26 protein-coding genes are annotated in these 26,631 nt (G+C 71.3%); 13 read left to right on the top strand and 13 right to left on the bottom strand.

Features of this window, described 5'->3' with window-relative positions:
- Nucleotides 1-29: 29 nt before the first annotated feature.
- The 4 genes from DVR05_RS03825 to coxB form a co-directional block, all read right to left on the bottom strand.
- Complete coding sequence (locus DVR05_RS03825) at nt 30-1,346, bottom strand: Ig-like domain-containing protein (RefSeq protein WP_369974497.1); 1,317 nt, start codon at nt 1,344-1,346, stop codon at nt 30-32.
- A gap of 204 nt (nt 1,347-1,550) precedes the next feature.
- Nucleotides 1,551-1,976 carry a cytochrome c oxidase subunit 4 gene (locus DVR05_RS03830; protein WP_116244408.1) on the bottom strand — a complete coding sequence of 142 codons (426 nt, stop codon included), beginning with the start codon at nt 1,974-1,976 and terminating at the stop codon, nt 1,551-1,553.
- Nucleotides 1,977-1,988: 12 nt separating this feature from the next.
- Nucleotides 1,989-3,662 carry a cytochrome c oxidase subunit I gene (ctaD, locus tag DVR05_RS03835; RefSeq protein WP_116244409.1) on the bottom strand — a complete coding sequence of 558 codons (1,674 nt, stop codon included), beginning with the start codon at nt 3,660-3,662 and terminating at the stop codon, nt 1,989-1,991.
- Nucleotides 3,659-4,540, bottom strand: coding sequence for a cytochrome c oxidase subunit II (gene coxB, locus DVR05_RS03840; RefSeq protein WP_116244410.1), 882 nt, complete (start codon nt 4,538-4,540; stop codon nt 3,659-3,661). The genes ctaD and coxB overlap by 4 nt, the downstream gene beginning before the upstream one ends.
- A 520-nt stretch (nt 4,541-5,060) precedes the next feature.
- Between coxB and DVR05_RS03845 the strand changes: the two genes are divergently transcribed.
- Nucleotides 5,061-5,315 (top strand): sulfurtransferase TusA family protein, encoded by a 255-nt coding sequence (locus DVR05_RS03845; RefSeq protein WP_116244411.1) that lies wholly within the window; start codon nt 5,061-5,063, stop codon nt 5,313-5,315.
- Nucleotides 5,316-5,523: 208 nt separating this feature from the next.
- Here the strand turns inward: DVR05_RS03845 and rpsD are convergent, their stop codons facing one another.
- The 8 genes from rpsD to DVR05_RS03885 form a co-directional block, all read right to left on the bottom strand.
- On the bottom strand, nt 5,524-6,135 hold the full coding sequence (gene rpsD / locus DVR05_RS03850) for a 30S ribosomal protein S4 (RefSeq protein WP_116244412.1): 612 nt from the start codon (nt 6,133-6,135) through the stop codon (nt 5,524-5,526).
- Between the two features lie 324 nt (nt 6,136-6,459).
- Entirely contained in the window at nt 6,460-7,431 is a 972-nt protein-coding gene (locus tag DVR05_RS03855) for a carbohydrate kinase family protein (protein WP_116244413.1), read from the bottom strand.
- A gap of 223 nt (nt 7,432-7,654) precedes the next feature.
- Nucleotides 7,655-8,002, bottom strand: coding sequence for an iron-sulfur cluster assembly accessory protein (locus tag DVR05_RS03860; protein WP_028649670.1), 348 nt, complete (start codon nt 8,000-8,002; stop codon nt 7,655-7,657).
- A gap of 264 nt (nt 8,003-8,266) precedes the next feature.
- Entirely contained in the window at nt 8,267-9,376 is a 1,110-nt protein-coding gene (locus DVR05_RS03865; protein WP_116244414.1) for a glycerate kinase, read from the bottom strand.
- 97 nt (nt 9,377-9,473) lie between these two features.
- Nucleotides 9,474-10,082, bottom strand: a complete 609-nt coding sequence (locus tag DVR05_RS03870) for a hypothetical protein (RefSeq protein WP_116244415.1) — start codon at nt 10,080-10,082, stop codon at nt 9,474-9,476.
- A 32-nt stretch (nt 10,083-10,114) separates the two neighbouring features.
- Nucleotides 10,115-11,041, bottom strand: coding sequence for a zinc metalloprotease HtpX (htpX, locus tag DVR05_RS03875; protein WP_116244416.1), 927 nt, complete (start codon nt 11,039-11,041; stop codon nt 10,115-10,117).
- A gap of 223 nt (nt 11,042-11,264) precedes the next feature.
- Entirely contained in the window at nt 11,265-11,543 is a 279-nt protein-coding gene (locus tag DVR05_RS03880) for a hypothetical protein (protein ID WP_116244417.1), read from the bottom strand.
- On the bottom strand, nt 11,540-12,298 hold the full coding sequence (locus DVR05_RS03885; RefSeq protein ID WP_116244418.1) for a PspA/IM30 family protein: 759 nt from the start codon (nt 12,296-12,298) through the stop codon (nt 11,540-11,542). The genes DVR05_RS03880 and DVR05_RS03885 overlap by 4 nt, the downstream gene beginning before the upstream one ends.
- A 117-nt stretch (nt 12,299-12,415) precedes the next feature.
- On the opposite strand from DVR05_RS03885, the gene DVR05_RS03890 reads away from it, so the two are divergent.
- Together DVR05_RS03890 and DVR05_RS03895 are read left to right on the top strand one after the other, a co-directional pair.
- Nucleotides 12,416-13,054 carry a DUF3043 domain-containing protein gene (locus tag DVR05_RS03890; protein ID WP_232831966.1) on the top strand — a complete coding sequence of 213 codons (639 nt, stop codon included), beginning with the start codon at nt 12,416-12,418 and terminating at the stop codon, nt 13,052-13,054.
- Between the two features lie 132 nt (nt 13,055-13,186).
- Complete coding sequence (locus DVR05_RS03895; protein ID WP_116244420.1) at nt 13,187-14,194, top strand: aldo/keto reductase family protein; 1,008 nt, start codon at nt 13,187-13,189, stop codon at nt 14,192-14,194.
- Between the two features lie 205 nt (nt 14,195-14,399).
- Here the strand turns inward: DVR05_RS03895 and DVR05_RS03900 are convergent, their stop codons facing one another.
- Nucleotides 14,400-14,606: a hypothetical protein gene (locus tag DVR05_RS03900; RefSeq protein WP_116244421.1), complete on the bottom strand. Its 207-nt coding sequence runs from the start codon at nt 14,604-14,606 to the stop codon at nt 14,400-14,402.
- Nucleotides 14,607-14,812: 206 nt separating this feature from the next.
- On the opposite strand from DVR05_RS03900, the gene DVR05_RS03905 reads away from it, so the two are divergent.
- From DVR05_RS03905 to DVR05_RS03950, 10 genes are all read left to right on the top strand, one after another.
- Nucleotides 14,813-15,808, top strand: coding sequence for a bifunctional adenosylcobinamide kinase/adenosylcobinamide-phosphate guanylyltransferase (locus DVR05_RS03905; protein WP_116244422.1), 996 nt, complete (start codon nt 14,813-14,815; stop codon nt 15,806-15,808).
- 26 nt (nt 15,809-15,834) lie between these two features.
- Complete coding sequence (locus tag DVR05_RS03910; protein WP_116244560.1) at nt 15,835-16,593, top strand: adenosylcobinamide-GDP ribazoletransferase; 759 nt, start codon at nt 15,835-15,837, stop codon at nt 16,591-16,593.
- A 307-nt stretch (nt 16,594-16,900) separates the two neighbouring features.
- Nucleotides 16,901-18,415, top strand: coding sequence for a leucyl aminopeptidase (locus DVR05_RS03915; RefSeq protein WP_116244423.1), 1,515 nt, complete (start codon nt 16,901-16,903; stop codon nt 18,413-18,415).
- A 143-nt stretch (nt 18,416-18,558) separates the two neighbouring features.
- Nucleotides 18,559-19,935, top strand: a complete 1,377-nt coding sequence (gene lpdA / locus DVR05_RS03920; protein ID WP_116244424.1) for a dihydrolipoyl dehydrogenase — start codon at nt 18,559-18,561, stop codon at nt 19,933-19,935.
- A 103-nt stretch (nt 19,936-20,038) separates the two neighbouring features.
- On the top strand, nt 20,039-21,781 hold the full coding sequence (gene sucB, locus DVR05_RS03925; RefSeq protein WP_116244425.1) for a 2-oxoglutarate dehydrogenase, E2 component, dihydrolipoamide succinyltransferase: 1,743 nt from the start codon (nt 20,039-20,041) through the stop codon (nt 21,779-21,781).
- Between the two features lie 239 nt (nt 21,782-22,020).
- Nucleotides 22,021-22,584, top strand: a complete 564-nt coding sequence (locus DVR05_RS03930) for an NADPH-dependent FMN reductase (RefSeq protein WP_116244426.1) — start codon at nt 22,021-22,023, stop codon at nt 22,582-22,584.
- 350 nt (nt 22,585-22,934) lie between these two features.
- Nucleotides 22,935-23,867 carry a TIGR01777 family oxidoreductase gene (locus tag DVR05_RS03935; RefSeq protein ID WP_116244427.1) on the top strand — a complete coding sequence of 311 codons (933 nt, stop codon included), beginning with the start codon at nt 22,935-22,937 and terminating at the stop codon, nt 23,865-23,867.
- A 9-nt stretch (nt 23,868-23,876) separates the two neighbouring features.
- A complete protein-coding gene (lipB, locus tag DVR05_RS03940) occupies nt 23,877-24,581 on the top strand; it encodes a lipoyl(octanoyl) transferase LipB (RefSeq protein WP_116244428.1) in 705 nt (234 codons plus the stop codon).
- A 97-nt stretch (nt 24,582-24,678) separates the two neighbouring features.
- The gene (gene lipA, locus DVR05_RS03945; protein WP_116244429.1) at nt 24,679-25,656 is read left to right on the top strand and encodes a lipoyl synthase; all 978 of its coding nucleotides are present in this window, start codon (nt 24,679-24,681) and stop codon (nt 25,654-25,656) included.
- A 191-nt stretch (nt 25,657-25,847) separates the two neighbouring features.
- Nucleotides 25,848-26,570, top strand: coding sequence for a DUF4191 domain-containing protein (locus tag DVR05_RS03950; protein WP_116244430.1), 723 nt, complete (start codon nt 25,848-25,850; stop codon nt 26,568-26,570).
- Nucleotides 26,571-26,631: the final 61 nt, after the last annotated feature.

Below are 26,631 nucleotides of genomic sequence, written 5' to 3' on the forward strand. Positions count from 1 at the left end.
AAGCGAAGCGGAGGCCCCGAAAAACACAGCTACAGGTCGTCGCCGTGGACGGAGCCCGGGGTGCCGGAGCCGTCGGTCACCTGCGGTTCACCCGTGACGCTGTGCTCCAGCCACTCCTCCCACGAGCGCTGGTAGAACCCCCAGCCGTTGTCCCACTCCAGCTCGCGGGAGGTTCCCGTGGTCACCAGCAGGTCGCCCATGAGGGACCGTTCGTAGAACCACCGGGCGTCGGCCACCGACATGTTCGTGCAGCCGTTGGAGGCGTTGGCCCGGCCCAGGTTGCCGGCGTTCCACGGTGCGGCGTGGACGAACTCGCCGCTGTTGGACGTGCGCACCGCCCAGTCGACGTCGAGGCGGTAGTACCCGGGCGAGCCCTTGGGGATGCCGACCGTGGCCGAGTCCATCACCAGCGTCGCGTACTTCTCCATGGTCACGTGGATGCCGGACGTGGTGGTGTTGAAGCGGCGCAGGCCCTTGCCGTTGCTCACCGGGATGGTGCGCACGGTCTCACCGTCCACCGCCACCTCCATGCGGTGGTCGGGCACGTGCATGGTGGCGACCAGTTCACGGCCGACCTCGAACTCGATCCGCCGGTCACGCGTCCCGTACACCCCCTCCGCCGCCTCCACGCCCGCCAGGCGCAGGTCGACGCTGACGCTCTGGTGGGGCTCCCAGTACTCGCGGGGCCGGAAGACGGCGGTCTCGTCGTCGAGCCAGTTCCAGGCGCCCTCGGTCACCTCCTCCGAGGTGACCTCCATGGAGTTCTCCACCTGCCGCTTGTACTCGACCGGCTGGTCGAAGGTGACCACCACGGGCATGCCCACACCCACGACGTCACCCGTCCGGGGAAGGTTCGCGGCCAGTTCGAGCCGGTGCTCCCCGTCCACGTCCGCGGTGGAGAACTGGGAGACCACCTCGGTCTCGCGCCCCGTCCCGTCCTCCGCCGTGGCGTACACGCGCACCAGGGCGCCGGGGCGCAGGTTCCAGTCGCTCACCCAGAGGGTCCGGTCCGCGCCGAACTCCCCCTCGGCCGCCGCGGACGTCTCCTCCCCGTCACCCGCGGACACCGTCCGCGCGGTCCCGGACCCGGCCAGTTCCTCGTGGGCGACCTGCTCGATCCGCACGTCGGTCACGGTCCCGTCCTCGACCGAGACGCGCACCGGGGTGTTCGGCGGCACGGAGGTCTCCCCCGGGGCCGGGGTCACGGTGATCCGCGGCCCGCCTCCGGCGCCGGGTCGCTCTCCGGCCCCTCCCCCCGTGGTGCAGGCCGTCGCCACGAGGACGGCCAACGCCGTTGCGGCCAGGGCGCGCGCGGCGCACCGTGCGCGCCCTGGCGGTCGACGCACCGCCGCCCCGGAAACTCGACCGTTCACGCCAGGACCTCCCGCCTCACGAAGGGGTCGCCGCAACGCCGCCGCACAAGGCGAACCCCGGTGGCCGGACGGGTTCCGCTGACACGGAACCCTCCGGCCACCGGGGCGGCGACCTCTATATCCTACCCTCGGAGATGATCCAAGTACAGAAGGTGATCATCCGGGCGGGTCAGGACATCAGTGCTGGAACTCCTTGCGGTAGTACTCGAAGACCCAGCCGATGGCGGTGAGGGTGACGGCCAGGGCGCCGATGAACACCATCCACCAGCCGATCGCCACGCCCACCGCCATGAAGGCGATGGCCAGCGCGACGAACAGCGGCCACCAACTGTGCGGGCTGAAGAAGCCGAACTCGCCGGCGTTCTCGGCGATCTCGCCGTCCAGCCGCTCCTCCGCGGGCAGACCGTGGAAGTGCTCGCTGCGGCGGGCCGCCTGCCAGAGCCAGAAGCCGATCATCCAGCCGAAGCCGATCGAGACCACCAGGGCGGTCGAACCGGTCCACTCGATGGTGCCCGTGTCCTGGTAGGACCAGTACATGTACAGCAGGGCGGCCAGACCGAAGAAGGTCGATACGCCCATGAACAGATAGGCCTGCATCTTCATCGTGAGCTCGCCCTACTCCTTCGTGACGCCCACCGGGACGGCGCCCGGGGCGGCGGCGTGCGGGTGGTTCAGGTCGAACGCGGGGCGCTCGGAGCGGATCCGCGGCAGCGACGTGAAGTTGTGCCGCGGCGGCGGGCAGGACGTCGCCCACTCCAGGGAGCAGCCGTAGCCCCACGGGTCGTCGACGGTCACCTTCGGCGCCTTCTTGGCCGTGACGTAGATGTTCCAGAAGAAGATCAGCGTCGAGGCGCCCAGCACGAACGACGACACCGAGGAGAACTGGTTCAGGTCGGTGAAGCCGTCCGTGGGCAGGTAGTCGGCGTAGCGGCGGGGGAAGCCCATCGCGCCGAGCCAGTGCTGGACCAGGAACGTGCCGTGGAAGCCCAGGAACAGCAGCCAGAAGTGCACCTTGCCCAGCCTCTCGTTGAGCATCCGGCCGGTGAACTTGGGCCACCAGAAGTAGAAGCCCGCGAACATCGCGAACACCACCGTGCCGAACACGACGTAGTGGAAGTGGGCGACCACGAAGTAGGAGTCGGTGACGTGGAAGTCGATCGGCGGGGAGGCCAGCAGCACCCCGGTCAGCCCGCCGAAGAGGAAGGTGACCATGAAGCCGATGGTGAACAGCATCGGCGTCTCGAAGCTGAGCTGGCCGCGCCACATCGTGCCGATCCAGTTGAAGAACTTCACCCCCGTCGGGACCGCGATGAGGAAGGTCATGAACGAGAAGAACGGCAGCAGCACCGCGCCGGTCGGGAACATGTGGTGCGCCCACACGGTCACGGACAGGCCGGCGATGGCGATCGTCGCGCCCACGAGGCTCTTGTAGCCGAAGATCGGCTTGCGGCTGAACACCGGCAGGATCTCGGTCGCGATGCCGAAGAACGGCAGCGCGATGATGTAGACCTCGGGGTGGCCGAAGAACCAGAAGAGGTGCTGCCAGAGGATCGCGCCGCCGTGTTCGGGGTTGAAGACCTGTGTTCCGACCATGCGGTCGGCGCCCAGGGCGATCAGGGCCGCGGTCAGGACCGGGAACGCGATGAGCACCAGGACGCTGGTGAGCATCGTGTTCCAGGAGAAGATCGACATGCGGAACATCGTCATGCCGGGGGCGCGCATGCACAGGCCGGTGGTGATGAAGTTGACCGCCGCCAGGATGGTGCCCAGACCGGACACCGCCAGGCCGAGGATCCACAGGTCGCCGCCCAGACCCGGGGAGCGGACCGCGTCCGACAGCGGCGTGTAGGCGAACCAGCCGAAGGCCGCAGCGCCGCCGGGGGTCAGGAACCCGCTGACGACGATGAGGCTGCCGAACAGGTACAGGTAGTACCCGAACAGGTTCATCCTCGGGAACGCCACGTCCGGGGCGCCGATGTGCAGCGGCATCATGATGTTGGAGAACCCGACGAACAGCGGGGTCGCGAACATCAGCAGCATGATCGTGCCGTGCATGGTGAACAGCTGGTTGAACTGCTCGTTGGTCATGAGCTGCATGCCCGGGTAGAGCAGCTCGGCCCGCATGAGCAGCGCCAGGACGCCGCCGAAGAGGAAGAAGCCGAACGAGGTGATCAGGTACATGTACCCGATGACCTTGTGGTCGGTCGACGTCAACCAGTTGACGATGATCGACCCCTTGCGCGACGGTGCCTGAGCGTCGGTGCGCGCCTTACTTACGGTCGTGGTCATGACTCGTCATTCTCCTCGGAGTCGGCCGACCCGGTGTCGCCCTCGGTGTCCTCCACCTCGGCCTCGTCACCCTCGTCGGTCGCCTCGGCCTCCTCCTCGGCGGCCTCGGTGCCCTCAGCGGCCTCGCCAGCGCTCGCGGCCTCGGCCTGCGCGGCGGCCTCCTCCAGCTCGGCCGTCTCCTGCTCGGCCAGGGCGGCCTGCTCCGCGGCCCACGCGTCGTAGTCCTCCTGGGACAGAACCTCGACGTTGAAGAGCATGCGGGTGTGGTCGGCGCCGCACAGCTCGGCGCAGCGACCGACGTACTCTCCGGTGGTGCCCTCCTGGAGCTGGACCTGGAAGGCGTTGTCCCGGCCGGGGATGACGTCCATCTTGAACGCGAACTCGGGGATCCAGAACGAGTGGATGACGTCCGTCGCCCGGAGGTCGAAGTGCACGACCGCACCCTCGGGAAGGACGAGGGTGGGCTGCGTCGAGGGGTCGGCGGTGCCGGCCGGGTCGGGGGTGCCGACCTCGGAGAACTGCACCTCGCCGCCGTTGTCCAGCGTGTCGTCCAGGTAGTTGAACTGCCAGGCCCACTGGAAGGCGACGACCTCGACGTGGACGTCGGCCGGCTCGTCGGTCTCCAGCAGGTAGGCCTGGTCGCGCGCGGTGAAGTAGAAGAGCACCGAGATGACGACGATCGGCAGGATGGTGTAGAGCGCTTCGATGGGCATGTTGTACCGCACCTGCGGCGGCAACTGCTCAGAGCGCTTGCGGTGGAAGATGACCGACCAGATGATCAGTCCCCACACGAGAATGCCGACCGCGAACGCCGCCACCCAGGAGCCCTGCCAGAGCGAGAGAACCCGCTCGGCCTGCTCGGTGATCGGCTCCGGCATGCCCAAACGAGTGAGCTCGTTCGACGCGCAGCCGGTCGCGGCCAGCCCCAGCACGGCGAGCGCGGCGCCGCGTGGTGCCCATCGGCGCGTCTTGGAGCGCCGATTCTCTTGGCGGGTCGGACTCACGGATTGCCTTCCCAGCGGTGAAGCCCGCGGATCGTCCGCGGGCGGCCTAAGTATCCAAAGCTTGTCAGGGGGAAACATTATCGCGAACCGTCCAGCGTCCTGTTCACGGGCTGACCTGGTCAGCGTGTTGCCGGACAACCCATACGGGACGCGCGGCGGCACGCGGAGCCGGGCCCGTTCGCCCTCGGAGGATGATCCTCCCGGCTGGCTACGAGGCGCGGCCCGGCGCGTCCCCCCGGGCCTCCGTCCGCGATCGTTCGCCGTCGACCGGCGCGCGGTGCGCGAGGCGGAACCAAGGTGAGCGTATCGCTGGGTTTACGACACCCTTAACCGGGTTCGCCTTAGCCGGCGGGAAGGGTCAAGATTGGGACACAGGACGACAACACCACGGGGGATGACCGTGCCCGAGTACCCGAACGAGCGGCCTCTGGTGACCGTGGAGGCGGTCGGCCGCAAGTGCCCGATCCCGATCCTCATGCTCGCGCAGCGGCTGCACGAGGTGCCCATCGGCTCCGTCATCGCCGTCACCGCGGACGATCCCGCCGCGAAGGCGGACATCCCCGCCTGGTGCCGGATGAAGATGCACGACTTCGTCACGGAGGAGCCCCTGGCCCGGGGTAGCGCTTATCACATCCGCCGCAGGTACTGAAAGACCGGACGCGGTCGCGGTTGCGTTGCGATAACGATGTGGGGCCCTCCGGGGCCGGGGGGGGGGGTGGCGCACACCACGCCGTGGACGCGCCAGAGGCCGCGCGGACGGTGAACGTCCGCGCGGCCTCTGTCCGACTCGGGCCCCGCAGGGGCCGCCGCGTCGTCGTTCGGGCCGCCGCGAGGCGAGGGCCCGGAACAGGCGCTGCCTAGCGAGCGTAGAACTCGACGACGAGCTGCTCGTCGAAGGGCACCGGGATCTGCTCGCGCTTGGGGCGGTCGACGACCGCGATGCGCAGGTCCTGGTGGCTCACGGCGAGGTGGCCGGCGATCTTGTCGTCGGCGTGGACGCCCTCGGCGGCCTCGACGAACGGGACCATCTGGCGGGACTTCTCCCGCACGCTGACGATCTGGCCCGGCTTGACCTGGTAGGAGGGGATGTCGACCTTCTTGCCGTCCACGGTGATGTGGCCGTGGTTGATGAACTGGCGGGCGGCGTAGATCGAGGCGGCGAAACCGGCGCGCAGCACGACCGTCGCCAGGCGCAGCTCCAGCTCGGCGAGCATCTCCTCACCGGTGCGGCCGGAGCGCTTCTTGGCGTTCTCGTAGACGCGCAGCAGCTGCTTCTCGGTCAGGTCGTAGTACCAGCGCACCTTCTGCTTCTCCGCCTGACGGACGGCGAAGTCGCTGCTGTTGCGGCGAACACGGCGGCCGTGCTCACCGGGCGGGTACGGACGCTTCTCGAAGTAGCTGACCGCCTTACGGGTCAGCGGGGTGCCGGCGCGCCGGGACAACCGCACCTTCGGTCCGGTGTAGCGCATGCGTAGTCCTTTCACAGTGAATCAGGGAATCCCAGGTAAGGCTGGCCTAGATCTGGGAGGCGCCTGCGGCGCCCGAGTCCCGCCGGTGGTGCGGCTGGACGGGTTCCCACCGTCGCGGCGACCCCGCGCGGACGGCTTGGGCTCGGAAGACCCCGGCACGCGTTTCAGCGCACCGGGTGGCACGGGGCTCCCCGTGCGGGTCGGCGGAGGCCGACCGTCGGGCAGCGGCCCGGTTCGGGACCGGGTCGTGCGGGTCGCGGCTTACTACTCTACGGGCTCACGGACACCGCCCCGACCAGGACGGCGCGGTCCGGTCGGCCCGGATCACAGGAACGGGGCGACCTCGGCCGCGGCCTCGGAACCGTAGGAGCGTTCCAGTCGCTCGGTCAGGGAGGCGGCGGTCAGGGAGTACTCCTGGGGGCCGTCCGCCTCCAGGCAGTGCACGGCGGTCGCGTTGCCGACCTGCGCGGCGCGCTCCAGGGACAGACCCCAGGAGTGGGCCGCGAGGAAACCGGCGCGGAAGGCGTCGCCCATCCCCGTGGGGTCGACGAGTTCGCCGACGACCGCGGAGGGGACGTGCACGCTCGGCTCGCCCCTGCGGTCGATCCGCGCCCCCTTGGCGCCCAGGGTCGTGACGCGGGTGCCGACCCGGTCGAGGACCTCCTCGTCCGACCAGCCGGTCTTCTGCTCGGCGAGCGCCTTCTCGTACTCGTTGCTGAACAGGAAGGCCGCCCCCTCGATCAGGGAGCGGACCTGGTCGCCCTCCATACGGGCGAGCTGCTGGGAGGGGTCGGCCGCGAACGGGATGGCGCGCGACCGGCACTCCTCGCTGTGGCGGACCATGGCGGCCGGGTCGTCGGCGCCGACGAGGACGAGGTCGAGACCCCCGACGCGGTCGGCGATGGGCTGGAGTTCGATGTTGCGGGCCTCGGACATGGCGCCCGCGTAGAAGGAGGCGATCTGGTTCTGGTCGAGGTCGGTGGTGCAGATGAAGCGGGCGGTGTGCCGCAGCTCGGAGATGTGGACCGCGGAGGTGTCGACACCGTGACGGTCCAGCCAGGCGCGGTACTCCTCGAAGTCGGCGCCCGCCGCTCCCACGAGCACGGGGTTGAGGCCGAAACCGCCCATGCCGAAACAGATGTTGGCGGCGACCCCGCCGCGTCGCACGTCCAGCTCGTCGATGAGGAAGGAGAGGGACAACTGCTGGATCTGGTCGGGGATGATCTGTTCGGAGAACCGACCCTGGAAGGTCATCAGGTGGTCGGTGGCGATGGATCCGGCAACCGCGATACGCACGGGACGAGGGCTCCTTGCTGGGGAGGCGTCAGTCGGTGTCGACTTGGTGGGCGCGGTCGCGCCCGTTCGGACTGCCCCAGGGTATACAGCGACCCACCGTTCTCGGACGGAGACCGGCCGGAACCGGACACGGCGGAGGGGAGGGCGGTCGTGACCGCCCTCCCCTCGGGTACCGCGCCCCGACCGGTGCCGGGGGCAGGGGGATCGCCGTGTGGCGTGGTGCCTAGTTGAAGGAGTCTCCGCAGGCGCAGGAGCCGGTCGCGTTGGGGTTGTCGATGGTGAACCCCTGCTTCTCGATGGTGTCGACGAAGTCGATCGTGGCACCGACGAGGTAGGGGGAGCTCATCCGGTCGGTGACGACCTCGACCCCGCCGAAGTCGGAGACCACGTCCCCGTCGAGGTCGCGCTCGTCGAAGTAGAGCTGGTAGCGCAGCCCCGAGCAGCCGCCGGGCTGAACGGCGACGCGGAGACGCAGGTCGTCACGGCCCTCCTGCTCCAGGAGCGCCCGGACCTTGGCGGACGCCTCGTCGGTGAGGATGATCCCCTCGGTGACCTCGCTCTGAACCGTCATGTTGTAAAGCTCCTCTGGAAAGGGGTCGCGGCTGCCTGGCCACCCCGGGTGGCGTACGGGACGGGCCCGTCTCGACGGGTCCGGTCCTCCTCAACGGGTGTCAACGTCCGGGGCCGATACCGCATTCCGCCGCGCGGCGGCTGTGTTCTCCCTGCCGCCGTGGCCCCTGGTCGTGGAGTGGCCACGGCTGCACACGGTGTCCGTGTGCGGTTCCAGGGTAGCCCTCCCACCCCTCGCCCGTCATCCGTCGGCCGCGGAGGCGCCTCAGCGCGACCAGCGGCGGGCGACGTCGGCCGCCATCGAGCGCAGCTCCTCGGCCGAGCGGCCCATCGCGGCCTCCACCGAACCCGCCGACTCCACCAGGGAGTAGGTCTCCGTGATCCCGGCCGCGGCCGCCTCGGCCCGGCCGACCTTGACCACGCCGGCGGTCACCACACACGGGACCCCGTACTCACTGGCCATGCTGGCGACTCCGTGCGGGAGCTTGCCCCGCAGGGACTGCGAGTCGAAGGAGCCCTCCCCGGTGATGACGAGGTCCGCGTCGGAGAGGCGTTCGGCCAGGCGGACCGCGCCCAGGACGCGCCGGACGCCGGACTCCACGGTGCCGCCCAGCAGGAGCAGGCCGAAGCCGAGGCCGCCCGCCCCTCCGGCACCGGGGGTGTCGCGGATCGCGCCCGTGGGGTCGACCCGGCCGGCGAACGCGGTCAGGGCGGCGTCCAGGCGCTGGACCTGGTCGGGATCGGCTCCCTTCTGCGGACCGAACACGGCGCTGGCCCCGTGGATGCCCAGGAGCGGGTTGTCGACGTCGGTGGCGGCGATGAGGCGGACCCCGGACACGGCGCGGCGGGCCGGTTCGAGGTCGATGCCCTCGGGGGTGTCCACGAGGGGGCCGCCGCCGTGGCTGAGCGCGGCGGCCGGTCCGGCGCCGAGGGCGGCCAGCATGCCCGCCCCCGCGTCGTTGGTGGAGCTGCCGCCCAGACCGACGACGACGGTCGTGGCGCCCGCGTCGACCGCTCGAGCGATGAGTTCGCCGACACCGTGGCTGGTGGTCCGACCGGGGTCACGGTCGGCGGCCGGGACCAGGTGGAGCCCGCAGGCCTGCGCGCTCTCCACGTAGGCGGTGGCGGTCTCCGTGTCCAGAAGGTACTCGGCTGTCACGGGCGCGCCGAGGGGGCCGGTGACCCGGGCCTGGTACACCTTGCCGCCCAGGGCGGCGTGCAGGACCTCGACGAAACCCGGGCCGCCGTCGGAGAGCGGGAGCAGTTCGGTCGTGGCGGAGGGGTCGGTCCGGTGCCACCCCTCGGCGACGGCCTGGGCGGCCTCGACCGCGGAGAGGGTTCCGGCGAACTTGTCTGGGGCGATGACGATACGCACGTGGCCATTGTGCCGGTCGTCCCTCGGCCACACCAGACCTTCGGAGCAAATTTATCCGTTTTGTGGATTTCTGATTCCACATAACGGAATCTCTGTTCTAGGGGTGCAGCCCCGGCGCCCCGTAGACCGGGAACCAGCGGGACCGGTCGCGCTCGACCGGCAGGTCGGCGCCGATCGCGGCCTCGACCTGGAGTTCGAGCGCGTTGTCCCGCCGCTGCCCGCCCAACGGCGCGAACGGGTAGAAGGTGCCGCGCTTGTACAGGTAGACCAGCCCCAGCGCGCGGCGCCGCGTGTCGGTGAACCCCACGAGCGAGCACAGCAGCGAGGGGCCGTAGCCGTTCGCCTCCAGCGTCGAGTTGACCGCGTGCAGGTCGGTGACCAGACCGGAGATGTCGGGGTCGGTGACCTCGCCCTCCCCCGGTCGCGCGTCCGCCGCGCGGATGACCAGCCAGGTGTAGCCGTAGTCGTCGGCCACCTGCTCCACGGGCGACCCGCCGCCCGCGCCGAGCAGCGCGGTCACGTCCCGTTCCAGGTCGGCGAAGGCGGCGCCCTCCGCCGACCGGAAGGCCACCGACCCGGTGCCGGTGGGCGAGAAACCCGCCGACGCCCGCAGGGTCAGGGCCGCCGAGGGCAGCCCGAACAGCGCGTCCAGGTCGGGGCGCGCGGGCTCGGACCGGCCCAGGATCGCACGCCAGAGTCTCTTCACGGGTGCCTCGCCTCGGTGTCGTGGAGTGGTGGTCAGGACCCCTGGCCGAGTTGCCGGGAGATCTCGGCCAGCTGGGCCAGGCGCTGGTCCACCGGAGGATGCGTGGCGACCAGGCGGCTCATGCTGAAGCCCTTCCGGGTGAGGGCGGGGGCGAAGAAGAAGGCGTTGAACGGTTCGGCCTGCCGCAGGTCCCGGGTGGGGATGCGGGCCATGTCACCGGTGATCCTGGTGAGCGCGCTGCCCAGCGCCGACGGACGACCGGTCAGGTAGGCGGCGGAGCGGTCCGCCGACAGCTCCCGGTAGCGGGACAGCGCCCGGGTCAGCAGGAAACTCAGCGCCCACGCGACCGCGCTGACCAGCACCACCAGGAGCGCGATCACCGCGGGCGCCGGCCCGCCGTTGTTGCTCCGCCCCCCGGCGGCCCCGCTGAACGCGGCGAAGCGCAGGCCCGCCTGGGTCAGGAAGCCCGCGACGATGCCGAGGAACCCGGCGACGGTCATGACCATGACGTCGCGGTGCGCCACGTGGGACAGCTCGTGCGCCAGGACCGCCTCCAGCTCCCGGCCCTCCAGGCGCCGGAGGAGCCCGGTGGTCACACAGATCACGGAGCTCTTCTCGCTGTGCCCGGTCGCGAAGGCGTTGGGCACGTCGGAGTCGGCGATCCCGACGCGCGGTTTGGCCATGTCGGCCATGGCGCACAGCCGGTCGATCACGGCGTGCAGCTCGGGCGCCTGCTGGGGACCGACCTCGCGCGCGCCCATGGAGAACATGGCGATCTTGTCGGAGGCGAAGTAGGAGAAGAGCGCGAACCCCCCGACCACCAGGAGGACCAGCCAGATACTCATGCCGACCAGGACGAGGCCGACGACGAAGGCGACGTAGACCAGGGCGAGCAGGCCCATGGTCGTCACCATCCGTGTGGTGAGCCCCCGGTCCGGCCTGAACTTCGAACCCGCCATGACGACTCCTCCCAACCCGTGGTTCGGAGTCTAGTTCGCCCAGGTCGGAAAGGGTTTCAGACACACCACGGCCGCCGTGACGCCCAAGGGTCACGGCGGCCGTGGACGAAGCACGCGCACGCTGTCGCGGGGCGCGCCGCACCGGCCTCACCGGTCCGCGCGCACCGCTGTCGTGGGCCGGACGGACCGCCTGGACGGAGGGCGGCGTACCCGGCCGGTCGGGTCAGCCGGGGATGAGGCCGTCGTCCTGGAGCATCTCCCGCACCTCGGCCATCGTGGCGTCGGCGGGCGGGAGGATCACCTGGGAGGGCTTGAGGTCCTCGGGCGGCAACGGCTTGCCGTCCTGCCGCACCCTGGCCAGCAGGTCGTGCAGGGCCTGACGGAACGTGGCCTCGTCACCGGACTCGATCGCCGCCTCCAGCTGGGCGTCGACGGAGTTCAGGACGTCGAGGTCGGCGTCGGTGAGGTCGAGCTGCCCCTCACCCAGGATGCGAACGATCACGAGCCCTCCCGGTTGTTGCCGCCCTCGATCTGCGGGGCCGAGGCACCGCCGTTGCCCTGTCCGAGCTCCATCTTCATGCGCTCCAGCTCGGCGTCGACACCGGAGGTGCTGGCCATCCGGTCCAGCTCGGCCTGGATGTCGTCCTTGGCGGTGCCGGTGACGTCGTCGAGCGCCCCGGAGGCCAGGAGTTCGTCGACGGCGCCCGCGCGCGCCTGCATCTCGGCGGTCTTGTCCTCGGCGCGCTGCACCGCCATGCCGACGTCGCCCATCTCCTCCGAGATCCCGGAGAAGGCCTCGCTGATCTGCGTCTGGGCCTGGGCGGCGGTGTAGGTGGCCTTGATGGTCTCCTTGCGCGTGCGGAAGGAGTCCACCTTGGCCTGGAGGCGCTGGGCCGCCATCGTGAGCTTCTGCTCCTCGCCCTGGAGGTTGGCGTGCTGCTCACGCAGGCCCTCGATCTGGCTCGCCAGACCGGAGCGCCGGGTCAGGGCCTCACGGGCCAGGTCCTCACGGCCCTGGCCGAGAGCCGCGCGACCCTGGTTCTCCAGCTTCTCGGACTGCTGCTCCAACTGCTGGATCTGCAACTCGACGCGCTTGCGGGAGGTGGCGACGTCCGCGACGCCGCGCCGAACCTTCTGCAGGAGCTCAAGCTGCTTCTGGTATGAGTAGTCGAGTGTCTCCCTGGGGTCCTCGACCGAGTCCAGGGCCTTGTTGGCCTTGGACTTGAAGATCATCGAAAGTCGCTGAAACACGCTCATCGGCGTGGCCGTCCCCTTCTCGGTGCGTACATCGGCTGTTCCCAGCGGGCGCTTCGCCCAACCCTACGCGGTCTGGCCCGCGGTCGCCATAAAGCTGTGACCGGCTACCCTGAAGGTGTGTTCCGACGTCGCTCCGCCACCGCAGCCACGGATTCGAAGCGTGCCGAATCCACCAGCCAAGAGGCCACTGAGGCCACCCAACCTAAGGGATATACCCCTAAGAAGGGTGTCCCCACCCCAAAGCGCAAGGAATCCGAACGTGACCTGCGCAGGCCGCTCAACGTCCCGCAGTCGCGCAAGGAGGCCTACCGGGCCTACCAGGAGCGCCTCGACCGCCAGCGTGGACGCAAGGCCCGAAACGCGGGCGCTCCCAAGGGCGAGGAGCGCTACTTCCGCCAGCAGGACATGGGTGAGGCCAGGGCCTTCGCCCGCGACTTCGTCGACTCCCGGCGCTGCGTCAGCGAGTTCTTCCTCCCGCTGTCCGTGCTCATCCTCGCGCTGTCCCTGGTGAGCGTGCCCCTCGTGCAGATGGCCGTGTACCCGCTGTTCGTGCTCATGATGGTCACGATCGTCACCGAGGGCGTCATCGTGGGCCGCACGGTCAAGAAGCGTGCCGCCGAGTACTTCCCCGACGACCCGCTGGTCAAGGGCGCGGGCTGGTACGCGGCGATGCGGCAGATCCAGTTCCGCCGCCTGCGCCTGCCCAAGCCCCGGTTGAAGGTCCGCGACGACCCCACGCCGCGCCACGCGCGCTGAGGTCGGGCGGCCGCGAACGGTGAGCGGGGCCGGTGCGTGCGCCGGCCCTTCGCTCGACCCTTCATGGGAGCGATCCCACTCCGGTTCCGGCGGCCTCGCACACCGGCGCGCTCCCCCGCTACAGTGCTCCGCATGAAGTTTCGGCATCTGGGCAACAGCGGTCTGGTCGTCAGCGAGATCGCCTACGGGAACTGGATCACACACGGCTCTCAGGTCGAGGAGGAGACCGCCGCCGCCTGCGTGCGCGCGGCGCTGGACGCGGGTGTCACCACGTTCGACACCGCGGACGTCTACGCGCAGGGCAGGGCCGAGGAGGTCCTCGGCCGGGCGCTGAAGGGCGAGCGCCGCGACGGGCTGGAGATCTTCTCCAAGGTGTTCTGGCCCATGGGCGAGGGGCAGAACGACAAGGGGCTGTCCCGCAAGCACATCATCCGCGGCGCGGAGGACTCCCTCCGCCGGCTGGGAACCGACTACCTGGACCTGTACCAGGCGCACCGGTTCGACTACACGACCCCGCTGGAGGAGACCATGCGGGCCTTCGAGGACCTGGTCCGCCAGGGCAAGGTCCTCTACGTGGGCGTCTCCGAGTGGCGGGCCGAGGAGATCGAGCGGGCGCTGAAGATCGCCGACGAGATGGGGTTCGACCGCATCGTCTCCAACCAGCCGCAGTACAACATGGTGTGGCGGGTCATCGAGTCCGAGGTCGTGCCGGTGTGCGAACGCGAGGGCATCGGCCAGATCGTGTGGTCGCCCATCGCGGGCGGGGTGCTCACCGGCAAGTACCGCCCGGGTCAGGCCGCGCCGAGCGGCTCGCGCGGGGCCGACCCGAAGAGCAGCCACTTCGTCAGGGACATGACCGAGGACGAGGCGCTCCTGCGGAAGGTCGCCGAACTGGAGCCGCTCGCCGCCGAGGCGGGTCTGAGCATGGCGCAGCTGGCCGTCGCCTGGGTCCTGCGCAACCGGAACGTGTCCGCCGCGATCGTCGGCGCCTCCCGGCCGGAGCAGGTGCGCGACAACGTCGGCGCGTCCGGGGTCGAACTCGACGACGCGCTGGTCGCCCGCATCGACGAGATCCTGGGCGACAGCGTCCGACGGGACCCCGCGCTCACCCGCAGCCCCGAGGACGTCCGCGACCTCTAGCCGGACCGGACGCGCGCCCCGGCGCCCGACACGGGCGCCGGGGCGGTCCGGTGGGAGAGCCTGAAGCGGAAGCGGTCGACGCGCCCCGGGGGACGGACTGAGGGAGGTCGACGAGTTCGGGCACCGCGAGGACGCGGAGGCCGGGTACCGGATCGTCCCGTCGGGGCAGGTCTCCCGCGCAGCTCCACGTGGTGGCGGGGAGGGGTTACCCGGCCTCGTCCAGGGACATCACGTAGCTCTCCCGGTCGCCGTCCATCAGCGCGACCCGCTCCACACCGGACTCGGAGAGCTCCCTCCAGTGCTCCCCCAGCCAGCTCTCCGCGTCGCCCCGCGAGGTGAAGACCTCCTCAGGCAGGTCCGCGCCCCGGGGCGCACCGTCGTCGGCCCCGATGTACCGCCAGGTCCACGCCATGTCCGGCCGCCCTTCGTCACGGGTCTCCCGGTGTCCGTCACCGGCTCCTGCCCCGAGCTTAACCAAGGCTTGGCGCGTCATGTTGTTTACTTCTTCGGGTGCGTATCCGATTTCTCGGGACAGCGGGTCACGCGGGCTGGCCGGCCCCGCAGTGCACCTGCGCCTCCTGCAACCAGGCCCAGGCGGAGCGCCGCCTGCCGCTGCGCGTGACCGTCGACGACCGCTTCCGGCTCCGGGCGGAGGGCGCGGCCGGACCGGTGCCCCCGGGGTACACGGTCACGCGCACCCCGGACGGCGTCCTGGTCGAGGGGCCCGACGGCGGACGTCTGATGTTCGCGCGCTCCGCGCCGGGGCCGCTGCCGGGCGTGCCCCCCGTCGAGTCCGACCGCGACGACGCCTCCGGCTACGCGTCGGCGGCGCCGCCCCAGCAGGTGGACATGGTGATCGTCGACGTGGCGCAGCGGCCGGAGGTCATCGGCGAGCTGCGGCGGTCGGGGGTGATCGGGGTGACCACCGCGGTCGTGGCGGTCGGCGGTGACCACCGGGTCCGCTCCCCCGGGGAGTTCGCCCGCAGGGCGCGGCTGTGGGGGGCGTTCGCCCCCGGCGACGGTCACGTGATGTCGTGCCCGCCCGCCGTGTGGCCCGAGTCCCGGCCGCGCGGCCCGCACCGCGTGCTGGTCACCGGCGGGGCCCGTTCCGGCAAGTCGACCGAGGCCGAACTCCGGCTGCTCGCCGAGCCCCAGGTGGTCTACGCCGCCACCGGCCCCGTGCCCGACCCGGCGGAGGACCCCGAGTGGGCGGAGCGGGTCGCGGCGCACGCCAACCGCCGTCCCTGGTGGTGGCGGACCGAGGAGACCTCCGACCTGGTGGGCCTGCTCAAGGGGGTGCGCGGCTCGGTCCTGGTCGACTGCCTGGGCACCTGGCTGACCGACGTCATGGACCGGCACGGGATGTGGGCCGACCCGCCCGGCCAGGACGCCCCGGAACGGGTGGAGGCGGAGATCCACGACCTGCTGGAGGCGTGGCGGACCACCCAGGCCTACGTGGTGGCGGTGACCAACGAGGTCGGCGCGGGCGTGGTCCCCGCGACGCCCGCCGGGCGCCTGTTCCGCGACCACCTGGGCAGGCTCAACCAGTGGGTGGGGGCCGAGTCCGAGGAGGTCGTCCTGGTGACGGCGGGCCGCGTCCTGGACCTGCCGTGAGCGGGGACGCCGCCGCGGGCGCGCGTATGGCCCTGGGCACGTTCACCGTCGTTCCCGTGCACGTGGGGCGGGTGGACCGCGCGGCCGCCGGGTGGGCGATGTTCTGGGCGGCGCCGCTGGGCGCGGTGCTCGGCGCCCTCCTCGGAGCCGTCGCCGTGGCGGGCGCGGCCCTCGGCCTGTCCGACCCGCTGGCCGCGCTGTTGGCCGTGGGCCTGGGGGCGCTGCTCACCCGGGGACTGCACCTGGACGGACTGGCCGACCTCGCCGACGGGTTCGGCAGCAACCGGCCCGCCGCGGGTGCGCTGGAGGTGATGCGGCGGTCGGACATCGGCCCGTTCGGCGTCGTCACCCTGGTGGTCGTGCTGGCCGCGCAGGTGCTGGCGCTCGGACAACTGGTCGGGACGTCCCCCGGGGCCGCCCTGGCCGGTGCGGCCGCCGCGTGGGCGGCGGGGCGGCTGGCGGTCACCCTGGCGTGTACGCCACGGGTGCCCTCGGCCCGGCCCGAGGGCCTGGGCGCGCTGGTGTCGGGCACGGTGGGTGTCCGCCTCGCCGTGGCTGGCTGCGGGGTCGTCGCCGCGGTGTGCGCGGCGGCCTGGCTCCACTCCCCCCTCTCGGCCGCGGGCTGCGCGGTCGGGGCCGCGGCCGGCCTTCTCGTGGCGGGCGCGCTGCTGCGGCGCGCGGTACGGCGCCTCGGTGGGATCACGGGTGACGTGTTGGGTGCCCTGGTGGAGTCGGCGACGGCGGCGACACTGGTCACGGCGGCGGCCGTCACCGCCTGGGCGTGACCGGTCCGGCCGTGGCCCGGCCCCACCTCGTACCAATCTCCAAGCGGACCACGGGCCGATGTCACCAGCATCACATTTTTTCACACGGAGTTTCGCGCACCGCCCGCGTGGGCAGCACCGACCGCCCCGGGCGATCCCGTACGGCACCCCCCACCGGCGGCCAGAGCCCGCCTCCCAGCGTGGGGTGGGTGTGGCCGCCCCGGGGAACACCCCTGCTCCCGCCGCGCGCGGAGTGTCCCGTCAGCGCCCGGGAGGGTGCGGGGTGCCGCGTCGCCGCCGTGTTCACGAGGCGACTAGCATCGGGGGCGTGAGCACGTCGTTGTCAGTACATACGGAGTCCCCCAGTTCGCTCGACGCCGACGCGGTTGTCGTCGGTTACCACTCCGGAGGCGATGCTCCGGAGCCCGCGTCGGGCGCTCGTGACGTCGACGCCGCCTTCTCCGGCGGCCTCGGCTCGACCCTGTCGCTCCTGGGAGCGAGCGGCGAACCCGAGGAGGTGCACACCCTTGCCTCCCTCGGAGCCGTCACGGCCCCGGTCGTCGTCGCGGTCGGTCTCGGCCCGGCGCCCGCCGACGGTCCCGTCGACTCCGACATCCTCTCCCGCGCCGCCGGAGCGGCCCTGCGCTCGCTGTCCTCGCGCCCCGAGGGCGCGGGCCGCGTCGTCCTGGCCCTGCCCGCCGGAACCGCCGACGAGGCGGCCGCGGTGGCGCTCGGCGCCCAGCTGGGCGCCTACTCCTTCGACCGTTACCGCACCAGCGAGAAGGCGCAGAAGCGCGCCGAGGGGACGACCGCCCTGACCGTGGTCTCCACCGCCTCCGGCGCCGCCGAGGCGGTGGAGCGCGCCAGGGTCCTGGCCGAGGCCGTCTCCCTGACCCGCGACCTGGTCAACACCGCCCCCGCCGACCTGGTCCCCGAGGACCTGGCGGCGGTGGCCCAGGACACGGCCCGCCAGTCCGGTCTCCAGATCGAGGTCCTGGACGAGCAGGCCCTCGCCGAGGGCGGTTACGGCGGTCTGACCGGGGTCGGCCAGGGTTCCACGAACCCGCCCCGCCTGGTCCGGCTGGCCCACAGCCACCCTGAGGCCGCCAAGACCGTCGCCTTCGTCGGCAAGGGCATCACGTTCGACTCCGGCGGCCTGTCCCTCAAGCCCGCGGGCTCGATGGACTGGATGAAGTCCGACATGGCCGGCGCCGCCTCCGTGCTCGCCGCCATGCGCGCCATCGCCGCGCTGGAGCTGAAGGTCAACGTCGTGGCCTACCTGGCCGTGGCCGAGAACATGCCCAGCGGCACCGCCCAGCGCCCCTCCGACGTCCTGAGCATCTACGGCGGCAAGACCGTCGAGGTCCTCAACACCGACGCCGAGGGCCGCCTGGTCATGGCGGACGCCCTCGTCCGCGCCCACGAGGACGAGCCGGACCTGATCGTGGACATCGCCACGCTGACCGGCGCCCAGCTCGTCGCGCTCGGCACCCGGGTGTTCGCGGTCATGTCCAACGACGACACCGTCCGCGACGAGGTCGTCGCCGCGGCCGGCGCCGCCGGTGAGGCCGCCTGGCCGATGCCGCTGCCCTCCGAGCTGCGCGCGGGCCTGGACTCCTCCGTCGCCGACATCGCCAACGTGGCCGGGGAGCGCTGGGGCGGCATGCTCTCCGCGGGCGTGTTCCTCAAGGAGTTCATCGAGGACGGCGTCAAGTGGGCGCACCTCGACATCGCGGGGCCGTCCTTCAACCAGGGCGGACCACACGGCTACACGTCCAAGGGCGGAACCGGTGCGGGCACGCGCACCCTGGTCCGCATCGCCGAGGAGTACGCCAACAAGTAGGACGCGGGGGAGGGACGGCGGTCCCGTGAGCCGGAGCGCCGCCCCTCCCCGGTCCCCGCGGACCGGGCGCCGTCCCCCCACACGTGCCGGTCCCGCGGCCCACCACCCGGAATCACCAGCCACTGAACAAGGAGTTCGTTCCCGTGAGTGAGAGCGGCGGCACATTCGACCTCGTCGTCCTTGGCGGCGGCAGCGGCGGCTACGCGGCGGCGCTGCGCGCGGCGGAGCTCGACATGAGCGTCGTCCTGATCGAGAAAGACAAGCTGGGGGGCACCTGCCTGCACCGCGGCTGCATCCCCACCAAGGCGCTCCTGCACTCGGCCGAGGTCGCCGACTCCGCCAAGGAGAGCGAGAACTTCGGTGTCAAGGCCACCTTCGAGGGCATCGACATCGACGCGGTCCACAAGTACAAGGACAAGGTGATCAGCGGCCTGCACAAGGGCCTGACCGGGCTGGTCAAGTCCCGCAAGATCACCGTCGTCGAGGGCGAGGGCCGCCTGACCGGTCCCGACGAGGTCACCGTCGACGGCACCGTCTACAAGGGCCGCAACGTCCTGCTCGCCACCGGTTCCCAGCCCAAGACCCTGGGTCTGGACATCGACGGCGAGAAGGTCATGACCAGCGACCAGGCCCTCGGCCTGAACCGCGTCCCCGAGTCGGTCATCGTCCTGGGCGGCGGCGTCATCGGTGTGGAGTTCGCCAGCGTCTGGCGCTCCTACGGCGCCGACGTCACCATCGTCGAGGCCCTCCCCCACCTGGTCCCCGTGGAGGAGGAGTCCAGCTCCAAGCTGCTGGAGCGGGCCTTCCGCAAGCGCAAGATCAAGTACGAGCTGGGCACGCCGTTCGAGTCGGTCAAGACCACCGACACCGGTGTCACCGTCACGCTCCAGGGCGGCAAGACCCTCGACGCCGAGGTGCTGCTCGTCGCCATCGGCCGCGGCCCGGTCTCCGAGGGCCTCGGCTACGAGGAGCAGGGCATCACCCTGGAGCGCGGTTTCGTCAAGGTGGACGAGAACCTGCACACCGGTGTGGGCAACGTCTACGCGGTCGGCGACCTGATCCCGACCCTCCAGCTCGCCCACGTCGGCTTCGCCGAGGGCATCTTCGTCGCCGAGCACATCGCCGGGCTCAACCCGCCCGCGATCGACTACGACGGTGTCCCGCGCGTGACCTACTGCGAGCCCGAGGTGGCCTCGGTCGGCCTCACCAGCAAGGCGGCCAAGGAGCGCGGCCACGACGTGGTCGAGATGAACTACAACCTGGCGGGCAACGGCAAGAGCCAGATCCTCCAGACACAGGGCGCGGTGAAGGTCATCGCCGAGAAGGACGGCCCGGTCCTGGGTGTCCACATGGTCGGCAGCCGCGTCGGCGAGCTCATCGCCGAGGGTCAGCTGATCTACAACTGGGAGGCGCTGCCCTCCGAGGTGGCCCAGCTCATCCACCCGCACCCGAGTCAGTCCGAGGCGTTGGGCGAGGCGCACCTGGCTCTGGCGGGCAAGCCGCTGCACGTCCACGACTGACCGCACCACCCGGGGGCGGGCCTACGCGGCCCGCCCCCGCCACATCCGCGCTGCCCAGTCAAGGCGTTGGGCAGATTCCGCGCCCAGATCCAACGAGGAACCCATGCCGACTTCCGTTTCCATGCCCGCCCTGGGTGAGAGCGTCACCGAGGGCACCGTCACCCAGTGGCTGAAGAACGTGGGCGACACCGTCGAGGTGGACGAACCACTCCTTGAGGTCTCCACCGACAAGGTGGACACCGAGATCCCCTCCCCGGTCGCGGGAGTACTCACCAAGATCCTCGTCGACGAGGACGAGACCGTGGAGATCGGCGCGGAGATCGCGGTCATCGGCGGCGAGGGGGAGAGCGCCGACGAGGCCGAGAGCGCTCCCAGCGCCGAGTCCGCGCAGCCGGAGCCGACCCCGGAGCCCGAGGCGGAGGCCGAACCCGAGACGGAGCCCGCCGCCCCGGCTCCCGCTCCGTCCACCGAGGCGCCGTCCGCGCCCAGCGGCGAGGAGACCCCGGTGACGATGCCCGCCCTGGGTGAGAGCGTCACCGAGGGCACCGTCACCCAGTGGCTCAAGAGCGTGGGCGACACCGTCGAGGTGGACGAACCACTCCTTGAGGTCTCCACCGACAAGGTGGACACCGAGATCCCCTCCCCGGTCGCGGGAGTACTCACCAAGATCCTCGTCGACGAGGACGAGACGGTCGACATCGGCGCCCAGATCGCGGTCATCGGCGGCGAGGGTGCCGCTCCCGAGGCCCCCGCACCGCAGGCCGAGCCCGAAGCCAAGCCCGAGGCCGCGGCGGAGCCCGCTCCGGCTCCGACGCCCGCCCCGGCTCCCGCCCCGGAGCGGGAGGCCGACGTCCCCAGGGTGGACATCGAGACGCTCAGCGGCACCGGTCAGGCCTCCGGCACCGACGCCGTCACCGAGGCGTACGTGACACCGCTGGTCCGCAAGCTGGCAGCGGAGAACCGGGTCGACCTGAGCCGTGTCAAGGGCAGCGGCGTCGGCGGCCGGATCCGCAAGCAGGACGTGCTCCGGGCCGCGGAGGAGCAGAAGGCGGCCGCCGCGCGCGCCGCCGCGCCCGCCGCGCCGTCCTCGACGGTGCGCAAGGGCGCCACCGACACCTCCCTTCGTGGCCGCAGCGAGAAGATGAGCCGCCTGCGCCGGTCGATCGCCGACCGCATGGTCGAGTCGCTCAACACCGCGGCCGAGACCACGCAGGTCATCGAGGTCGACGTCACCAAGATCGCGCGTCTGCGCGAGCAGGCGGGCGCCGACTTCGCCCAGCGCGAGGGCGTGGCGCTGGACTTCTTCCCGTTCTTCGCGCTGGCCGCGGTGGAGGCCCTCAAGGCCAACCCGAAGCTCAACGCGGTGATCGACAGCGACAACGACGAGGTCAACTACCACGACGTCGAGAACCTCGGCATATCCGTGGACACCGACCGCGGCCTGCTCGTCCCGGTCATCCGCGACGCCGGCCGCCTGGGCCTGACCGACCTGGCCCGCAGCATCACGGCGCTGACCGAGCGGGCGCACACCGGCCTGCTCGGCCCGGACGAGCTCGGCGGCGGTACGTTCACGATCGCCGAGACCGGGAGCACCGGCGCCCTGTTCGGCACGCCGATCATCAACACGCCGCAGGTGGCCATCCTCGGTACGGGCGCGGTCGTCAAGCGGCCCGTCGTGGTGGAGGACCCGGCGATGGGCGGCGAGGTGATCGCCGTCCGGTCGATGGTGTACCTGTCGCTGTCCCACGACCACCGCCTGATCGACGGCGCCGACGCGGGCCGTTTCCTCCAGGCCGTCAAGGAGCGGCTGGAGGAGGGCGCCTTCGAGTCCGAGCTGGGTCTGTAGACCCCGTTCTCCCGCCCCGTCGGGCCGGGCGCCGAGCGCGGCGCCCGGCCCGACGTCGTCACGTCCGGGGGGAGGCACCCCGACTTGACCTCAAGTCAGGTCGAGGTTCTACCGTGGACGGACTCCCCCCGACGAACGAACGCGGCCGGGCCGTCCCTCCCCCAGGGGCGGCCCGGCACACGGAGGTCGGCGGCCGTGCGCGACGCGCGTGCCGTCGATCCGCGGACACGAGGACGTACATGCACAACCTTCGTATCGCGGTCATCCTGGGTGGTAACCGCAACGGCCAGACGGGACCGGCGGTCACCCGCTGGTTCCTCGACCGCGCGCGGGGGCGCGGGGGCGCCGAACTCGACGTCCTGGACGTGGCCGACCTCGCGGGCGCCGAGGGCCACGGCACTCCGGTGGCCGACTTCGCCGCCCGGATCGACGCCGCCGACGCCTTCGTGGTCCTCACCCCCGAGTACAACCACGGCTACCCCGGCCCGCTCAAGGCGGCGATCGACTCGGCCCGTCGGGAGTGGGCCGCCAAACCGGTCGGCTTCGTCTCCTACGGCGGTCTCTCCGGGGGCCTGAGGGCGGTCGAGCAACTCCGGCTGGTCTTCAGCGAGCTGCACACCGCGACCCTGCGTGACACCGTGAGCTTCCACAACGCGCAGACGCTGTTCACCGCCGACGGTTCCCCCAAGGAGGACATGTCCGGCGCGGAGGCGGCCGTGACCACCCTGTTCGACGAACTGCTGTGGTGGGCCCGGGCCCTCAGGGCCGCCAGGGAGAGCGAGCCCTACCCCGGTCGTCCGTAGGACGTGCCCGCTCCGGGCCTCCGCTTCGCCTCGGCCCGTCCGGGGGAACCCGGGGGACGGGGACGGGGCGGCGCCGATGGCACCGCCCCGCCTTCTTACCCCACCAATCACCATCCCCTGATGATCCCCATCATCAAAGGTCTGTGGACGGGCGAGCACAGCCGACCCGGCGGTGCGTCGCCCACGGTAGCCTCGCGCTGACGCGGAGTTCCATGTCCCACCCTCAACCTAGAAGACCTCGGCACCTCGCGCAGGACTTTCGGCGAAAAAGGCCGGGAAAAATTCGCCGGCCGCCCGAGCGGGCGTCCGCCGTGGTCCGCGTGTGACCGTCAGCGGGTAGGCCCTAGGGCATGAGAGTCGCTATCACGGGAGCTTCGGGGCTCATCGGCGGTGCGTTGACCGCGTCCCTGCTGGCGGACGGCCACTCGGTGGTGCGGATGGTGCGCCACCCTCCGCGCGCGGAACGCACCACCCGGTGGGAGGAGGCGGAGTGGCGTCCGGAGCAGGGCAGGGTGGACACCGTGGCGCTGCACGGCGCCGACGCCGTCGTGCACCTGGCCGGCGCGCCGATCGGTACCGCACCGTGGACCCGGCGCAGGCGCTCGCTCATCCGGCGCAGCCGGGTCCGCGGCACACGGATCCTGTGCCGGGCGATCGCCGCCATGGACACCCCTCCCCCTCGTCTGCTCAGCGCTTCGGGGATGAACTTCTACGGGGACACCGGGGGGACGGTGGCCACCGAGGCCGCGCCGCCCGGGACCGGTTTCCTCTCCGAGGTCGCCCAGGCGTGGGAGGCCGCCACCGCGCCGGCGGAGGAGGCCGGGGTGTCGGTGGCGCACCTGCGCACGGCGGTCGTCCTGGACCGCTCCGGCGGCCTGCTGCGCTCGGCGCTGCCCCTGTACCGGGCGGGGTTGGGCGGACGGCTGGGGTCGGGGGCCCAGTACATGAGCTGGATCGCCCTGCGGGACCATGTCGGGGCGACGCGCTTCCTGCTGGAGCGCCCCGAGATCACCGGCCCGGTGAACCTGTGCGCGCCCGAGCCGGTGAGCAACGCGGCCTTCACCGAGGCGCTGGGGCGGGCGCTGGGCAGACCCACCCCGCTGCCCGTCCCGGCGACGGCGCTGCGGGCGGCCCTGGGGGACTTCGCCGAGGAGACCGCGCTGCTGGACCTGCGAGCCGCTCCCGAACGCCTTGTGAACGCGGGATATTCCTTCACGTTCCCCACCATCGACAGTGCGTTATCCGACATCCTGGCCAGACCCGCCCGCCGCGGCGGGGCGTAAGGTGTGGGTGTGAGTGATCTCGTTTACGCATGGATGGGCGACTCGCCAGTCCCGTACCACCAGGGCTGGGATCTCCAGAAGCGGCTCCACGAGCGCCGCGTCGCCGACGAGGTGGCCGACACGGTCCTCCTGCTGGAGCACGAACCCGTCTACACGGCGGGTAAGCGCACCGGGAGGTGGGATCGTCCCACCTCCGACCCCGGAGCCCCCGTCGTCGACATCGACCGCGGCGGGAAGATCACGTGGCACGGTCCCGGCCAGCTGACGGTGTACCCCATCGTCAGGCTGCGCGACCCCATCGACGTGATCGCCTACGTCCGCATGCTGGAGGAGGCCATCATCCGCACCATCGCGGAGTACGGCCTCACCGGGAAGCGGGTCGAGGGACGGACCGGGGTCTGGTTGGACGCCGCGCCGGAGCGGGGGCTCATCGAACGCAAGATCGCCGCGATCGGCTGCCGCATCGCCCGCGGGGTGGGGATGCACGGGCTCGCGTTGAACTGCGATAATGATCTGTCGTGGTATGACCGGATCGTCCCGTGCGGTATCTCCGACGCCGGCGTCACCACGCTCACGGCCGAGGTCGGGCGTGACGTGACCGTCGGCGAGGTGCGGCCGCACATGGAACGACACCTGGCGGACGTCCTCGGTGCGGACGGGTACAGCCACACCGACGGCGCCGCGCTCCTCGCCGACGCCGCCGCCCGAGGATGACCACCCACATCAGCCACCGGTCCCCCACCGGGACCCAGTGCCCCCACGAGGGGCGGAGTCGTCCCCGTCACGGGGCACAGAAGGGAACGGGTTCACGTTGACCGTCGCTCCTGAGGGCCGCAAGCTGCTGCGCGTGGAGGCGCGCAACAGCGAGACCCCCATCGAGAAGAAGCCGCCGTGGATCAAGATCAAGGCGCACATGGGGCCCGAGTACACCGAGCTCCACTCCTTGGTCAAGAAGGAGGGCCTGCACACGGTCTGCCAGGAGGCCGGGTGCCCCAACATCTACGAGTGCTGGGAGGACCGGGAGGCCACCTTCCTCATCGGCGGCGACCAGTGCACCCGCCGCTGCGACTTCTGCCAGATCGCCACGGGCAAGCCCACCGCGCTGGACCGGATGGAGCCGACCAAGGTCGCCAACTCGGTGAAGACCATGGGGCTGCGGTACGCCACCGTCACGGGCGTGGCCCGCGACGACCTGGAGGACGGCGGCGCGTGGCTCTACGCGGAGACGGTCCGCAAGATCCACGAGCTCAACCCCGGCACCGGTGTCGAGCTGCTCATCCCGGACTTCAACGCCGACTCCGACCAGCTCGCCGAGGTCTTCGGGTCGCGGCCCGAGGTGCTGGCGCACAACGTGGAGACCGTGCCGCGGATCTTCAAGCGCATCCGCCCGGGCTTCCGCTACGAGCGCTCCCTGGAGGTCATCACCCGCGCCCGTGAGGACGGTCTGGTCACCAAGTCCAACCTGATCCTGGGCATGGGCGAGACCCGCGAGGAGATCAGCGAGGCCATGCGGGACCTGCACGAGGCCGGGTGCGACCTGCTGACCATCACCCAGTACCTGCGTCCCTCCAAGCTGCACCACCCGATCGACCGCTGGGTGAAGCCGCAGGAGTTCGCCGAGCTGGGCGAGGAGGCCGAGGAGATCGGTTTCGCCGGGGTCATGTCCGGGCCGCTCGTGCGCTCGTCCTACCGCGCCGGGCGCCTGTACAAGCAGGCCCGGGAGAAGCGGGACGCCGAGGCCGCTTCCGGGGTGAACGTCTCGCGTCAGGACATGACACCCCAGTCGTAACCAAGCTGGAACGGTGGCCCTCGGGTCACCGTTCCGCAGGTGTGGGGCGACCCGCCTATCCTGGTGGGGAGAGGCGCCCCGCTGGCGGCGCCGGATGGCGCCGCACGTAGGTCGACCGCGAAGAGGAGGCAAGGCAGCCCGGGGACGCCGTTCCCTGCCGACGGAGTCGGCGCTCGCTGCCTGAGAGCACGATGGCGAAGAAGCCCAAGGGTTCCGAGAAAACGACCCCCGCCAAGGGCCGGGACGAGAAGCAGCCGGGTCGGCTCAAGCAGATCGGCATGGTCGCCAAGGTCGTCCACCAGCAGAGCCCGCGCAGTATCCCGATCGCCGCTGCCGTCGCGGTCGTCATCCTCGCCGTCGCCGTGGGGATCGGCGCCTGGACCGGGTCGTGGCTGCTGTGGACGCTCACCGGCCTCCCGGTGGCCTTCCTGGTCGGCTTCATCATCTTCACCCGGTCGGCCCAGCGCGTTCAGTACAAGATGCTGGACGGCCGCCTCGGCGCCGGGATGGCGGTCCTGGAGAACATGCGCGGCAACTGGGTGGTCGAGCCCGGTGTGGCCGCCAACAAGCAGATGGACGTCGTCCACCGCGTGGTGGGGCGTCCCGGCGTGATCCTGGTCGGTGAGGGCGACCCGGGTCGCCTCCGTCCGCTCATCGCCGGTGAGAAGAAGCGCGTCGCGCGCGTGGCGCACGACATCCACATCTACGACTACAAGGTCGGCAACGGCGACGGCCAGGTGCCCATCGACAAACTCCAGCGCACGCTGGTCAAGCTGCCCAAGCTCCTGGACAAGCCGGACGTCGCCGAGCTGAACTACCGGCTCAAGGCGCTCCCGGCCGCCATGCAGATGCCCAAGGGGCCGATGCCCAAGGGCGCGAAGCTGCCCAAGGGCATGCGCGGCCGCATGGGCTAGCCGCGCCGCACACGATCGAGGGGCCGCCCCGGTGTCGGGGCGGCCCCTCTCGCGTACGCGG

The organism is Nocardiopsis sp. FIRDI 009 (assembly GCF_003386285.1).
In the GTDB taxonomy this organism is placed as follows: Bacteria; Actinomycetota; Actinomycetes; order Streptosporangiales; family Streptosporangiaceae; genus Nocardiopsis.

Bases quoted from the DNA above. Each gene is read 5' to 3' on its own strand.
- DVR05_RS03910 (WP_116244560.1), top strand. From the start codon at position 15,835: ATGGCCCTGGGCACGTTCACCGTCGTTCCCGTGCACGTGGGGCGGGTG.
- rpsD (WP_116244412.1), bottom strand. From the start codon at position 6,135: ATGCGCTACACCGGACCGAAGGTGCGGTTGTCCCGGCGCGCCGGCACC.
- DVR05_RS03885 (WP_116244418.1), bottom strand. From the start codon at position 12,298: ATGAGCGTGTTTCAGCGACTTTCGATGATCTTCAAGTCCAAGGCCAAC.
- DVR05_RS03900 (WP_116244421.1), bottom strand. From the start codon at position 14,606: ATGGCGTGGACCTGGCGGTACATCGGGGCCGACGACGGTGCGCCCCGG.
- DVR05_RS03895 (WP_116244420.1), top strand. From the start codon at position 13,187: ATGAAGTTTCGGCATCTGGGCAACAGCGGTCTGGTCGTCAGCGAGATC.
- DVR05_RS03935 (WP_116244427.1), top strand. From the start codon at position 22,935: ATGAGAGTCGCTATCACGGGAGCTTCGGGGCTCATCGGCGGTGCGTTG.
- DVR05_RS03845 (WP_116244411.1), top strand. From the start codon at position 5,061: ATGACCGTGCCCGAGTACCCGAACGAGCGGCCTCTGGTGACCGTGGAG.
- DVR05_RS03860 (WP_028649670.1), bottom strand. From the start codon at position 8,002: ATGACGGTTCAGAGCGAGGTCACCGAGGGGATCATCCTCACCGACGAG.
- ctaD (WP_116244409.1), bottom strand. From the start codon at position 3,662: ATGACCACGACCGTAAGTAAGGCGCGCACCGACGCTCAGGCACCGTCG.
- DVR05_RS03950 (WP_116244430.1), top strand. From the start codon at position 25,848: ATGGCGAAGAAGCCCAAGGGTTCCGAGAAAACGACCCCCGCCAAGGGC.
- htpX (WP_116244416.1), bottom strand. From the start codon at position 11,041: ATGGCGGGTTCGAAGTTCAGGCCGGACCGGGGGCTCACCACACGGATG.
- DVR05_RS03830 (WP_116244408.1), bottom strand. From the start codon at position 1,976: ATGAAGATGCAGGCCTATCTGTTCATGGGCGTATCGACCTTCTTCGGT.
- DVR05_RS03930 (WP_116244426.1), top strand. From the start codon at position 22,021: ATGCACAACCTTCGTATCGCGGTCATCCTGGGTGGTAACCGCAACGGC.
- coxB (WP_116244410.1), bottom strand. From the start codon at position 4,540: ATGCCGGAGCCGATCACCGAGCAGGCCGAGCGGGTTCTCTCGCTCTGG.
- sucB (WP_116244425.1), top strand. From the start codon at position 20,039: ATGCCGACTTCCGTTTCCATGCCCGCCCTGGGTGAGAGCGTCACCGAG.